Below are 14083 nucleotides of genomic sequence, written 5' to 3'. Positions count from 1 at the left end.
TCGCTTAATTAAGGAGGACTTGGACATGGCATATTTCCCTAATATCGGAAACATTCAATATGAAGGACCGGAGTCGCGCAATCCGTTGGCGTTTAAGTTTTATAATCCGGAAGAAAAAGTCGGCGACAAAACGATGGAGGAGCATTTGCGCTTTTCGGTGGCGTATTGGCATACATTCACCGGAGACGGGTCGGATCCGTTCGGCGTCGGCAATATGATTCGCCCGTGGGACAAATACAGCGGGATGGATTTGGCGAAGGCGCGTGTGGAGGCGGCGTTTGAGCTGTTTGAAAAGCTGAACGTTCCGTTTTTCTGCTTCCATGATGTCGACATCGCGCCAGAAGGGGAAACGCTTAGCGAGACGTATAAAAACTTGGATGAAATTGTGGATATGATTGAAGAATACATGAAAACAAGCAAAACGAAGCTGCTTTGGAATACGGCGAACTTGTTCAGCCATCCGCGCTTCGTTCACGGGGCGGCAACGTCATGCAATGCCGATGTGTTCGCCTATGCGGCGGCGAAAGTGAAAAAAGGGCTTGAGATCGCCAAACGGCTCGGGGCGGAAAACTACGTGTTCTGGGGCGGCCGGGAAGGTTATGAGACGCTGCTGAATACAGACATGAAGCTGGAGCTTGACAACTTAGCCCGCTTCTTGCATATGGCGGTTGACTATGCGAAAGAAATCGGCTTTGACGGCCAGTTTTTGATCGAGCCGAAGCCGAAAGAGCCGACGAAGCACCAATACGACTTTGACGTGGCGACGGCGTTGGCGTTCTTGCAAACGTACGGGCTCAAGGATTACTTCAAATTCAATATCGAAGCGAACCATGCGACATTGGCCGGGCATACGTTTGAACATGAACTGCGCGTCGCCCGCATTCACGGCATGCTCGGCTCGGTCGACGCAAACCAAGGCGATACGCTGCTTGGCTGGGACACGGACGAGTTCCCGACCGATTTGTATGCGACAACGCTGGCGATGTATGAAATTTTGCAAAACGGCGGCCTTGGGCGCGGCGGCTTGAACTTTGACGCGAAAGTGCGGAGAGGCTCATTTGAACCGGAAGATTTGTTCTACGCCCATATCGCCGGGATGGACAGCTTCGCGATCGGCTTGAAAGTGGCGCATCGGTTGATTGAGGATCGTGTATTTGAACAATTCATTGAAGAGCGGTATAAAAGCTATACGGAAGGCATCGGCCGCGAGATCGTTGAAGGAACGGCCGATTTCAAAAAACTCGAGGAGTATGCATTGCAGCTCGGCGAGATTCGCAATACGTCCGGCCGTCTCGAACGCTTGAAAACGCTGCTCAACCAATATTTGTTGGAAGTCAGTGTGCCGAGCGTATCCCGTTCGTGAAAGAGGGATGACTTTGGAATACGTCATTGGCGTCGATTTAGGAACAAGTGCAGTCAAAGTGTTGCTTGTTGACCGAAGCGGGCAGGTGAGAGGGGAATGGACAGAGTCCTATCCCCTCCACCAGCCGCATTCCGGTTATAGTGAGCAGCGCCCGGACGATTGGGTGGAAAAAACAATCGTCGCGCTGCGCCGCGTTTGGGAGACGGCAGGCGTTTCTCCGGAGTCGATCGTCGGCTTGAGTTTTTCCGGGCAAATGCATGGGCTTGTGCTGCTTGACGGCGATGGGAATGTGGTGCGCAATGCGATTTTATGGAATGATACCCGAACGACGAAAGAGTGCCGGGAAATTGAAGAGAAAGCCGGGGCCGAGGCGCTGCTTTCGATTGCGAAAAACCGGGCGCTCGAGGGGTTTACGTTGCCGAAGTTGTTGTGGGTGAAAAACCATGAACCGCATCTTTACGAGCGGGCGCGTGTGTTTTTGTTGCCGAAAGATTATGTCCGCTTCCGCTTGACCGGGCACATCGCGATGGATGTATCCGATGCGGCGGGGACGCTGCTTTTGGATATCAAAACGAAAACGTGGAGCGAAACGATCGCCCGGGCGGTCGGCGTCGATCTTTCGCTTTGTCCGCCGCTTGTCGAAGCGACGGCGTTCGTCGGGACGCTGCGCCCGGATGTAGCTGAGCGAACCGGGCTGCCGTCATCGGTGAACGTGTTCGCCGGCGGGGCGGACAACGCCTGCGGCGCGGTCGGCGCGGGCATTTTGGCAGAAGGCCGCATGATGTCAAGCATCGGCACATCCGGCGTCGTCTTGGCGTATGAACAAAGCGGGGAAAAAGATTTCGCTGGACACGTGCATTACTTCAACCATGCCGAACCGGATGCCTACTATATTATGGGTGTGACGCTGGCGGCGGGTTATAGCTTCGATTGGTGGAAGAGAACGTTTGCGGAGGCTGCGCCGATTGCCGAGATTGTCAAGCGCGCCGCTGAGTCGCCGATCGGCGCCAACGGCTTGTTGTTTACGCCATATCTTGTCGGCGAACGGACGCCTTATGCCGATGCCGATATTCGCGGGTCGTTTATCGGCATTGATTCGGCGCAGACGAAATGGGATTTCGCCCGTGCGGTCATGGAAGGGATTACGTTCTCGCTCAACGAGTCGGTTGAGATTATCAAGGCGAGCGGCAAAACGATCGATTCGGTCGTCTCGATCGGCGGCGGGGCGAAAAGCGCCGAGTGGCTGCAAATCCAAGCTGATATTTTCGGTCTCCCGGTTGAAAAGCTGAAAAACGAACAAGGACCGGGGCTGGGCGCTGCGATGATCGCCGCATGCGGCGTCGGCTGGTTCGATTCGCTCAAGCAATGCGCCGATGCGTTCAAACAAGTCGAATCCGTCGTCGAACCGCGGCCGGATGCGGTCGCCAAGTACAAAGAGCTGTTTTCCATTTATCGAGAGATTTATCCACATACAAAAGAGCTGGCGAAAAGGTTAAAGGCGTTTCGACCGTGACGACAAACTCCCTAAACCAGTGGATGGTTTGGGGAGTTTTTTGTTTGATCAGGCAACCAGGCAGGATGACCCGCCACGTTTGTCGAAAGGAGAATTTGAAAGGTGGAGATGAAACATGGACATTCGAAAAGAATTCGAACATCTTCAATATTTCTTCGACTCGTATTACAACCAGACATTTTACAGAAAAAACGTCTGAAAGCCCACGGTTTCAATCGTGGGATGAAAGACGGCGTTGCTCGGTAATCCTTAATCGGATTGCTTAGAGCAACCATTTTTATCTTTAAGTGTCGCAGTATAATCGTTAAACTGATATAATTCATATATGGAACGAGAATATCGAAGAACGAAAACAACTGAACGCTATGTGGAATCTCAAAAGAAAAGGGGTGAATCCATGCCCACGATCACACTAAGGCTGGAACTGCACAACCCAACGAAAGTCAAACAAGACATGTATGAACGGATGACAGAAGTGAATACCGCCTTTGCGAATTGGCTGTTGAATCATCCCAAGCTGAATCAAGCGACGAGCAAACTGTTTAAAGAGTTTTCGTCGCAGCGGTTTCCTTCCGCCGTCGTGAATCAAACGATTCGAGAAGTGAAGTCCCAAAAGAAAAAACAAAAGGCAAAGAAGTTCCGAACATTTTGGTGTTGCTTTAACAATCAAAACATAAAGGTGGAAAAGAAAGGAGCGTTCTACACGGTTTCCTTCCCCACACTGGAGAAACGAATTGGCGTGCCTGTCGTCACGCGCCCCTATCAAGAAGCATGGCTGAATCGGCTGATCCATGGAACCGCCAAACAAGGGGCGGCCAAGCTCTACAAAAAGCGAAAGAAATGGTGCTTGGCGATCGCGGTCGCATTTGAAGTCAAGCCGCGGCACGAAACAAAGGTGATGGGGGTTGACGTTGGGCTTCGCTATATCGCCGTTGCCAGCGCAGGGACGAAATCGTTGTTTTTCAAAGGGAACCAATGCGCCTTTGTGCGCCGACGATATGCGGCTTTGCGGCGAACGTTGGGCAAAGCCAAGAAGCTTCATATGATTCGCAAAATCGGCCGTAAAGAGTCCCGCTGGATGAAGGATATGAACCATAAAATCAGCCGTCAAATCGTCCGTTTTGCCCTTGCCAACGGTGTTGGCGTGATTCGGATGGAAGATTTGGCGGGGATTCGGAAACGAGCCGCTTCGGCCAAAGAAGCAGGACGAAATCTTCATTCGTGGGCTTTCCATCAACTGCAAACGATGATTGCCTACAAAGCCGAAATGGCGGGCATTCGGGTCGAGCGGGTGAATCCCACCTACACCAGTCAAACTTGTCGTTGTGGCTATCGAGATAAAGGAAACCGGAACGGCATCCACTTCCAATGCCAAAAGTGCGGATACACCATCCACGCCGACTTGAATGGCGCGATCAACATCGCCAAAGCGATTTCGGGCTTCGCCGCCTAACCTAGCGCACTGGTCACAGGTGCGCCGCCCATTGGGGTACATCTTAACCCGATGGGACGGGGTGATGACACACCCCTGAACTTGGGCGTTGTCTGAACCAGAAATGGATGAGGACGCGAACGACCCAAGAATCCCACGCCCTTTAGGCGTGTGGAGTGTCAAGGAGACGGCCGTGACGAGGGCGTTTACCGGCCGGCCGGCGCGCGGGCTTGCGAACCGGTTTATGAATGAGTATCGCGCGCTGGCGCCAGCCGCGTATCCGCATGTGCACCATATGACGAAGCCGCTGCGCGCCGCAGCCGCCAAGGCGGGCGATCCGGAGGGAATGTCGCTTTGGGCTGGGAAAGGATACCGGATGGCGCGGGAACTTCCGGCAGCGGAGCTTGTCGAGGAGCTGAAGCGGGAGCTGGAGGAAGCTTGGCAATCGTCTGCATGGTAGCTTGTATGGCTTTGGCGTACCTAGAGGAGACTCTTGACGCCGCGCTTATGAGTGCAAAAAACGTTGAATGAGGGGGAGAGAAACACGATGACCGCATCCCGCATCGTCTTTCCGCCGCTCAGCTATGTCGGCTGGGGGGCGCTTGAGCATTTGGTTCTGGAAGTGAAGCGGTTTGGAGCAAAACATATTTTAGTCATCACAGATCCGGTGCTCGAGAAAATCGGCTTGGTCGACCAAGTGACATCTCCGCTCCGGCAAGAAGGGTACAGCGTGCATGTGTATACGGATGTCGTGCCTGAGCCGCCGCTTGAGGCGGGGGAGAAGGCGGTGGCGTTTGTCCGCGACGGAGAGTTTGATCTCGTCATCGGCGTCGGCGGCGGCAGCGCGATGGATTTGGCCAAACTGGCCGCTGTTTTGGCCGTGCATGAAGGTTCGGTTGCCGATTATTTGAACTTGACGGGAACAAGAACGCTCGAGAAAAGAGGGCTGCCGAAAATTTTAATTCCGACAACATCGGGTACTGGCTCGGAAGTGACGAACATCTCCGTCTTGTCCTTAGAAACGACGAAAGACGTCGTGACGCATGACTATTTGTTGGCAGATGTGGCGATCGTCGACCCGCAACTCACTGTTTCTGTTCCGCCGCGGGTGACGGCGGCGACGGGCATTGATGCGCTTACCCATGCGGTGGAGGCGTACGTGTCGGTGAACGCGAGCCCGACATCGGACGGATTGGCGTTGCAGGCCATGCGTCTCATCTCCCGATCGCTCCGAAAGGCGGTGGAGAACGGGACAGACAAACAGGCGCGCACCGATATGGCCAACGGCAGCTACCTAGCCGGTTTGGCGTTTTTCAACGCCGGGGTGGCGGGTGTGCATGCGCTCGCGTATCCGCTCGGCGGACAGTTCCATATCGCCCATGGCGAATCGAACGCCGTGCTCTTGCCATATGTGATGGGATACATTCGCCAAAGCTGCACGAAACGAATGGCTGATATTTTAAACGCCCTCGGCGGCAACTCAACCTTTTTGTCGGAAGAAGAGGCGTCGCATCGATGCGTCGAGGAGCTCGAGCGCATCGTCGCCGATGTCGGCATTCCGAAGACACTTGGCGGTTTTGGCATCCCGGAAAGCGCGCTGGAAAGCCTGACGAAAGATGCCACCCAGCAAAAACGGCTGCTCGCCCGCAGCCCGATGCCGCTTTTGGAAGCCGACATCCGCGCAATTTATCAAGCCGCGTTTGCCGGGACGATCGTGGAACCGAACAAAGGGTGAGAAGAAAAAACAGGGGCTGCTTCAGGCTCCTGTTTTTTCTTTGTTGTTGGAAATAGGGGCCACTTCCGATGTCGGACACCGCGTTCATCCTCTTTTCCGCTCAAAGCGCAACGTTTCCCTCGTTTTCTTGAAGGTGAAGCAGGAATTTCCACACCTTGGAGCGAATCAATATACATAAGTCGCCTAAATTCGACAAGATGGGAACGACGATGAGTCGGAATATTCGATAGCTGTTGAGGAGGAGAATTCATGTTTACTACCGTCATTACGCCGCGCGTGTCGGAGACGGACGGCGTCGGCCATATTAACAATACGACCGTGCCCGTTTGGTTTGAAGCGGGGCGGCATGAAATTTTTAAACTATTTACGCCTGACTTGTCATTCAAACGTTGGCGAATGGTGATCATCCGCATGGAAGTCGATTATGTCAACCAAATGTATTATGGGCAAGATGTGACAGTGTATACCGGCATTGAACGCATCGGCAACACAAGCCTTACGATTTATGAAGAAATTCATCAAAACGGTGTGGTCTGCGCGAAAGGGCGGGCGGTGTATGTCAATTTCAATTTTGACACCGGGCGGCCCGAGCCGATTCCGGATGACATTCGGGCGAAATTGCGCGAACATCTATGGCAGCCAGGTGAGTAGACGAAAGGGGGTGAATGTGTGAAGGAGTATCATCTGTGGGAGCAAGTGAAAATGAAGCTTGCGCAAAAGCTGTCTGGTCCGTCATTTGACACTTGGTTTGCTTCGACGTCCGCGACGGTGGATGAGGATTGGCTCATCATCGAATGCATGAACGAGATTCAATGTGAATGGCTGCAAACAAGATATGGCGAACTCATCAGTGAAACCGTACGCGAAGTGTTTGGCCGCGATATGCGCATCTTCGTCTCTGTCCACGGCGAGCGGCAGCGAATCGAAAAGCGGCTCGAACAGCGGCACGGCGTTCCAATGACCTTTCGCCAATATATGACCCAGCTTGAGCAGCAAGTGGATGAGCTTGAGCGGCGCATTGACCACTATGCGCGAATCATTGATGAGCTGCTCGCGTCCCGCCCGATCCACTGATGATCCCCTATGAGCAACCTCCAACGAGAAACGGCCTCCGCTCGATCATGCGAAGGCCGCTTTTTTGTGCGTATTTTTATGTAATAAAAAGTTACGCTATTATGATAAATCCGTATATTACTCTGATTTTTTATGCGATTATTCATTATTTTATGTTAAAAGAATGTTATATAATTTTACAAATAAAATGCATACTTCGTTTTTTACGTGATATGATGTGCACAACCAAGGCAAAGGGGGAACATGATGATGCCGCGAACAAGAGCGATCGGGCTGTGGGAGTTGATGGTGATGACGATCCGGCTATGGCTGCACCGTTGGCAGTGAAATTGCTTAACATCGAACAAAGGCGGAGGGATGACGACATGAAACGAAAATTAGTGTTAGTTGGCAACGGCATGGCGGGGGTTCGCTGCATCGAGGAGATTTTAAAACTCGACCGTGAGGCGTTTGAGATCACGATTTTTGGCAGCGAACCGCATCCGAACTATAACCGGATTTTGTTGTCAAAGGTGCTACAAGGAGATACGCGCCTTGATGACATTACCTTGAACAGTTGGGAATGGTACGAACAAAACGGCATTCGGCTGCTTGCCGGCGAAACGGTGACGGACATCGATCACGAAGAGCGGCTTGTCCGGACCGACCGCGGGCGGGTAGTCGAATACGATGAATTGATTTTAGCCACGGGTTCGAACCCGTTTATCTTGCCGGTGCCGGGAGCCGATTTGCCCGGGGTGACGGCGTTTCGCGATATCCAAGATTGCGAGCGGATGATCGAATATGCGAAGACGTACAAAAAAGCGGCGGTCATCGGCGGCGGCTTGCTTGGCTTAGAGGCAGCGCGCGGGTTGCTCAACTTAGGGATGGACGTTGATGTCATCCACATTTTTGATTATTTGATGGAGCGTCAGCTTGACCCCACCGCTTCGAAGCTGTTGCAGCGGGAGCTGGAGAAACAAGGGATGAACTTTTTACTTCGCAAAGAGACGGCCGAATTGTTCGGCAACGGCCGTGTGGAAGGAGTGCGATTTAAGGACGGTACGTCCATTGCCGCCGACTTGGTGGTGATGGCGGTCGGCATTCGTCCGAATGTTGATTTAGCGCGGAGAAGCGGCATTGAGGTGAATCGAGGAATCGTTGTCAATGACTACTTGGAAACGAGTGTGCCGCACATTTACGCGGTTGGCGAGTGCGCAGAACATCGCGGCGTTGTCTACGGCTTGGTCGCCCCGCTTTATGAACAAGGGAAAGTGCTGGCTGAAGCCATTTGCGGTCGGAAAGGAAAGCCGTACGAAGGATCGGTCGTCTCGACCCAGCTGAAAGTGTCAGGCGTCGATGTGTTCTCAGCCGGCGAGTTTATGGACAGCGAGGGAACGGAATCGATCAAATTGTACGACGAAGCGCGCTCGGTGTACAAGAAAGTCGTCGTTCGCGAAGGGAAAATCGTTGGTGCGGTGCTGTTTGGCGACACGAGCGAAGGAAGAAAACTATTTGATATGATCCAGCGCGGCGATTCGCTTGAGGCGCTTTCTCTTTCGTTATTGGCGCCGGCTTCAGCGGGAGGAAAAGGAAGCCTTGTGGCGGCGATGGCGGATACCGATGTCGTCTGCGGCTGCAACGGGGTGACAAAAGGCGCGATTTGCCGAGCGATTGCCGAACACGGGCTCAAAACGGTCGCTGAGGTGCGCGACTGTACGAACGCATCCCGCTCGTGCGGCGGGTGCAAAGGGCTTGTCGCTGAATTGCTTGAATATATGCTCGGTGCCGAGGCGAGTTCATATACGATGAAAGAGACGGTCTGCGGCTGCACGGACTTAAGCCGTGAGGAAGTGATTGCAGCGATCAAAGAAAAACAGCTGATGACGGTCAAAGAGGTCATGAATGTATTGGGATGGAAAAACGAGGAAGGTTGTTCTAAATGCCGGCCTGCGCTCAACTATTACTTAGGCATGCTTTATCCGGGCGAGTATAACGAAGAGGCGGAATCCCTTTTTGTCAATGAGCGGCTGCACGCCAACATCCAGGCCGATGGCACGTACTCCGTTGTGCCGCGCATGTACGGTGGAGTGACCACAGCTGAGCAGCTGCGGAAAATCGCGGATGTCGCGGAAAAATACAACGTGCCAATGATTAAGCTCACAGGCGGGCAGCGCATTGACTTGCTTGGGGTGAAAAAAGAAGATTTGCCGCGCATTTGGGCCGATCTCGGCATGCCGTCAGGCTACGCCTACGCCAAGGCGCTGCGGACGGTGAAAACGTGCGTCGGCAAGCAGTTTTGCCGCTTTGGCACGCAAGATTCGACCGGGCTTGGCATCCGGATGGAACAAACATTTGAGCGGCTGAAAACGCCGCATAAAGTGAAAATGGCCGTATCCGCCTGCCCGCGCAACTGCGCGGAATCGGGCATTAAAGATGTCGGCATCGTCGGCGTCGAGGGCGGATGGGAGATTTATGTCGGCGGCAACGGCGGCACCCATTTGCGTGCAGCTGACTTGCTTTGCACGGTCAAGACGGAAGAAGAAGTGATCGAGATGACCGGCGCTTTTTTGCAATATTACCGCGAGTCCGCACATTATTTGGAACGGACGTCCAAATGGGTCGAGCGCGTTGGGCTGGAGCATATCCGCGAAGTGTTGTTCGATGTGGAAACGCGCCGCGCGCTGCTCGAACGGCTTCACAAAGCTCTTTCGGCGACAAAAGATCCGTGGCGGGAAATCGTCGAAAACGAGAGACTGCAACAAACGTTGTTCCTCGATATCGGCGACAAAGAGCCGGTGCCGGTGAAATAAAGGGGAATGGCTGCGGCGGACGGAAAGGCGGCGGGCGGAAAAAACCGATGGCTTCCGCCGCCCGGACTTATCCAGCGTTTAAGCGGAGAGAAAAGAGGCTGCCCAACAGGCTGGCCTTTGACTATGCATCCATGCGAGGAGGATGAAGTGATGATGAGAGTAGAAGTGGGAACAATCGAACAGTTGCCGAAACGGCTTGGAAAATGCGTGCGCATCGGGGCGCTGGAGCTTGCTTTATTCCGTACCCACGATGATCGAGTATACGCCGTCGAAAACCGCTGTCCGCATAGAGGCGGCGATCTTTCGCAAGGCATTGTCAGCGGCGAGTATGTGTTTTGTCCGCTTCATGATTGGAAAATTTGCTTAAGAGACGGTCAGGCTCAGGCGCCGGATGAAGGGTGTGTCAAAACGTACCGCGTGGCTGTGGAAGACGGCTGTGTATATGTTGAGTTGTAGGAAACGGGTGAATGACGATGACAAATGAATTGCTGCGCTACTTTCGCGCCAAGGAAAAAGAACGGGCGTCGGAAACGGCTGCCGCGACCCAATGCCCGTTTTGCAGCGTCCAATGCACGCTTCAGCTGGTGGAGGAGCGGATTGTGGAACGGCGCCGCTACAAGGCGATCCCGACCGACAACCCGACGTCCAACGGCCGCCTTTGTTTAAAGGGGATGAACGCTCACCAGCACGCTTTGCATCCCGAGCGGCTGTTGTTTCCGCTTGCCAAAGTGGACGGCCGGTTTGTGCGGGTAAGTTGGGAGGAGGCGCTTTCGCTAATCGCGGAACGAATCATCTCCATTCAAAAGAAAGATGGAGTCGATGCGTTTGCTGTTTACGGCGGCGGATCATTGACGAACGAGGAGGCGTATTTGCTTGGGAAATTTGCCCGCGTGGCGCTCAAGACGCGGTACATCGACTACAACGGCCGTTTTTGCATGTCGGCGGCCGCTGCTGCCATGAACGACGCATTCGGTCTTGACCGTGGGTTGACGAATCCGCTGTCCGATATTCCGCTGGCTCAGACGATCATTTTGGCTGGGACCAATATCGCCGAATGCCAGCCGACGTTGATGCCGTATTTTTACGAAGCGAAGAAAAACGGAGCTTTTATCATCGTGGTGGATCCGCGGGAAACGAAAACGGCGGCGTTGGCGGATTTGCATCTGCCGCTTAAGCCCGGAACGGATGTGGCGTTGGCCATCGGCATTGGGAAAGTGTTGATCGAAGAAGGATATATTGATGAAACATTTGTGCGTGAACGGACGGTTGGGTTTGCCGAATGGAAACAGCAGATGGAAGCGGTGGATATGGACGAGATCGTCCGGGTGACCGACGTGCCGGCCGAGAAGATCCGCTTGGCGGCACGAAAGTACGGGGAGGCGGCCGAAGCGATCGTGCTCACCGCCCGCGGCCTTGAACAGCAAGCGGACGGCTATGCGGCGGTCAGACACTGGATTAATGTCGTATTGGCGACAGGGAAAATCGGCCGGCCCGGTTCGGGTTTTGGATCGATCACCGGGCAAGGGAACGGACAAGGCGGCCGCGAGCATGGGCAAAAAGCGGACCAGCTGCCGGGCTATCGAAGCATTGAAGAGCCGGAACACCGCCGATATATCGCGAGCGTGTGGGGCGTTGCGCCGGATGAGCTGCCGAGAAAGGGGGTGTCAGCGTATGAAATGATGCAAAAAATAGACGCTGGTGAAATTACAGGGTTGCTTGTCATGGGATCGAATCCTGTTGTCTCCAGTCCGAACGCTGCGTTTGTCGCCAAAGCGCTGCAAAAGCTGAAGTTTCTTGTCGTTGCGGATATGTTTTTATCGGAAACAGCCGAATTGGCCGATCTTGTGTTGCCTGTTTCATCGTATTTGGAAGATGAAGGGACGGTGACGAACGTTGAAGGGCGGGTATGCTTTCGGCCGGCGGCGCGAAAACGGCCCGGAGAGGTGAAGCACGATTGGGAAATTTTATGCGCGATCGCCCACAAGCTTGGCAAGGGCCGCTGCTTTTCCTTCACGTCAGCCGAAGAGATTTTCAACGAACTGCGGCTGGCGAGCCGCGGCGGCAAAGCGGACTATTACGGTGTGACATATGAGCGGCTGCGCCGGGAACGCGTTTACTGGCCGTGTCCGGAGGTCGCACACCCCGGCACTCCGCGGTTATTCACTGATCGGTTCGCCCATCCGGACGGCAAGGCGCGGTTTGCGGTTTTGCCGCTTAGGACGGACAAAGAGGAGACGGATGAACGTTATCCGCTTTACTTAACGACCGGACGGGTGCTCGCTCATTATTTGAGCGGAACGCAGACGCGGCGCAGTCCGGCGCTCTCGGCGCGGCAGCCGGAAGCGACCGTCGAGATCCACCCGAGAACGGCCAAACGATACGGGGTCGGCCCAGGGATGCTTGTGCGCATTGAAACGCGGCGCGGTGCGGCGGTCGTCCGCAGCCGTTACAACGATCAAATTCGCGAGGATACGATTTTTGTCCCGTTTCATTGGAGCGGCTTACAGCAAATTAACAACGTCACGTCCGATGAGCTGGATCCTCATTGCCGGATGCCGGCGTTTAAGCGGTGCGCAGCTCGGGTGCGGCCGGTTGTCGATTTAGGGAGAAATTAACCACCAATGGATTCCGCGGGGAAGGTGCACAGATGCAAAAAAACTTCCCGGCAATACGGTGGGAAGCAGGTGGAGAAATCGCTTTCATTTCCATTCTATCATATAATGAACTTCCATGCCAAGGGGGAGTCGGGGGAAGATGGTGAAGAAATCGTTTTGGCGGGTAGGGCATGCGCCGACGCTATTGTCGTCGTTTTTGTACTTTGATATTAGCTTTATGATTTGGAACTTGCTTGGTGCGCTCGGGGTGTTTGTCGCTGAACAGTTTGCGCTCACACCGGCGGAAAAAGGGCTGATGGTCGCCATTCCAGTGTTGGGCGGGGCGCTGCTTCGCATTCCGATGGGGTTGTTGGCGGACCGCTGGGGCGGGAAGCGGGCCGGATTGTTCGGCATGGCGGTGACGGCTATGCCGCTTGTGTGGGGATGGCAGTTCGCTGATCATATGTCGGATGTATATGGGCTCGGGTTTTTGCTTGGCGTAGGTGGAGCCAGCTTTGCCGTTGCCTTGCCGCTTGCAAGCCGCTGGTATCCGAAAGAATACCAAGGGCTGGCCATGGGGATCGCCGGGGCGGGCAACAGCGGAACGGTGCTGGCGACATTGTTTGGCCCGCGGCTGGCGGAAGCGTATGGATGGAACGCGGTGTTCGGATTGGCGCTCGTGCCGCTTGTTGTCGTCTTCCTTTTGTTCGCTTGGCTGGCGCGTGAATGTCCGACAGCGTCGAAGCCCGTATCCATGCGCGAATACGGAACCGTCCTTCGCCGCAAAGAAGCATGGCTGTTTTGTTTCTTTTACAGTTTGTCATTCGGCGGTTTTGTTGGATTGACGGGTTACCTCGGCATTTTCTTCTTTGATGAATACGGCGTCAGCAAAGTCACGGCCGGCGATTTCGTCACCGCCGTTGTGTTCGCTGGCAGTTTCATCCGTCCGATTGGCGGTTATATCGCCGACCGGATCGGTGGAATGCGGCTTCTTTCCTTGTTGTTTGCCGCTGGGACTTTGTTGCTGGCTTGCATCGGCACATTGCCGTCTCTTTTCGTCCTGTTCGGATTGATGGTTGCTCTTTTCCTTTGTTTTGGCGCGGCGAACGGTGCGTTGTTCCAAGTTGTTCCGACGTGGTTTCCGAAAGAAGTCGGCTTGTTGACGGGCATCATTGGCGCCGCTGGCGGACTGGGAGGGTTTTTGCTGCCGAACGTGCTCGGGGTGATGAAGCAGTGGACCGGCTCTTCGGCCTATGGATTTTGGTTGTTCGCTCTCGTCCTTGGCGTCGCCATGTTGGCGTCGCGCCGTTTGCACACGCGAGCAGCGTCCGCTGTCCAGCTTACGCAGAAAGCGGCTGAACAGTCCGGGTGAGAAAAAAGGGTGTCCACCGTAACAGGAGGACGCCCTTTCCTTGTGATTGCTAGAAGGGTGGTGAAAAAACCGTCATCCTCGTAAATCAACAGTTTTTGATTGGAAAGAAGATCAGGGCTTGCAAGGGGGATGACCCAAAAGGGTCATTTTCCTTAAATGAAACACAACATATTGTTTTTAATAGTGGTTTTATGCCTATAGTAATGGG

Annotated in this window: 10 protein-coding genes and 1 pseudogene; all 11 read left to right on the top strand. The window is 54.2% G+C overall.

The genetic code is table 11. The features are described 5' to 3' along the window. Positions 1–25 precede the first annotated feature (25 nt). Entirely contained in the window at positions 26–1363 is a 1338-nt protein-coding gene (xylA, locus tag GJ1_RS11155; protein WP_066232372.1) for a xylose isomerase, read from the top strand. Positions 1364–1376: 13 nt separating this feature from the next. Then, entirely contained in the window at positions 1377–2876 is a 1500-nt protein-coding gene (gene xylB, locus GJ1_RS11150; RefSeq protein ID WP_066232370.1) for a xylulokinase, read from the top strand. A 397-nt stretch (positions 2877–3273) separates the two neighbouring features. Further along, on the top strand, positions 3274–4329 hold the full coding sequence (locus GJ1_RS11145) for an RNA-guided endonuclease TnpB family protein (RefSeq protein ID WP_066232367.1): 1056 nt from the start codon (positions 3274–3276) through the stop codon (positions 4327–4329). Positions 4330–4492: 163 nt separating this feature from the next. Next, positions 4493–4768, top strand: a pseudogene (locus GJ1_RS11140) (nitronate monooxygenase); the annotation flags it as partial. An 87-nt stretch (positions 4769–4855) separates the two neighbouring features. Continuing rightward, the gene (locus GJ1_RS11135; RefSeq protein WP_066232436.1) at positions 4856–6043 is read left to right on the top strand and encodes an iron-containing alcohol dehydrogenase; all 1188 of its coding nucleotides are present in this window, start codon (positions 4856–4858) and stop codon (positions 6041–6043) included. A gap of 249 nt (positions 6044–6292) precedes the next feature. Beyond that, a complete protein-coding gene (locus GJ1_RS11130) occupies positions 6293–6694 on the top strand; it encodes an acyl-CoA thioesterase (protein ID WP_066232359.1) in 402 nt (133 codons plus the stop codon). An 18-nt stretch (positions 6695–6712) separates the two neighbouring features. Beyond that, entirely contained in the window at positions 6713–7117 is a 405-nt protein-coding gene (locus GJ1_RS11125) for a DnaA N-terminal domain-containing protein (protein ID WP_066232356.1), read from the top strand. Positions 7118–7482: 365 nt separating this feature from the next. Next, on the top strand, positions 7483–9909 hold the full coding sequence (gene nirB, locus GJ1_RS11120) for a nitrite reductase large subunit NirB (protein ID WP_066232353.1): 2427 nt from the start codon (positions 7483–7485) through the stop codon (positions 9907–9909). 150 nt (positions 9910–10059) lie between these two features. Next, on the top strand, positions 10060–10365 hold the full coding sequence (gene nirD / locus GJ1_RS11115; protein ID WP_066232433.1) for a nitrite reductase small subunit NirD: 306 nt from the start codon (positions 10060–10062) through the stop codon (positions 10363–10365). Between the two features lie 11 nt (positions 10366–10376). Further along, on the top strand, positions 10377–12524 hold the full coding sequence (gene nasC, locus GJ1_RS11110) for an assimilatory nitrate reductase catalytic subunit NasC (RefSeq protein ID WP_066232347.1): 2148 nt from the start codon (positions 10377–10379) through the stop codon (positions 12522–12524). A 139-nt stretch (positions 12525–12663) separates the two neighbouring features. Further along, on the top strand, positions 12664–13875 hold the full coding sequence (locus tag GJ1_RS11105; protein WP_066232343.1) for an MFS transporter: 1212 nt from the start codon (positions 12664–12666) through the stop codon (positions 13873–13875). Positions 13876–14083 lie beyond the last annotated feature (208 nt).

This window comes from Geobacillus jurassicus NBRC 107829 (assembly GCF_001544315.1).
GTDB lineage: Bacteria > Bacillota > Bacilli > Bacillales > Anoxybacillaceae > Geobacillus > Geobacillus jurassicus.
This window is presented reverse-complemented; position numbering and strand designations above follow the sequence as displayed.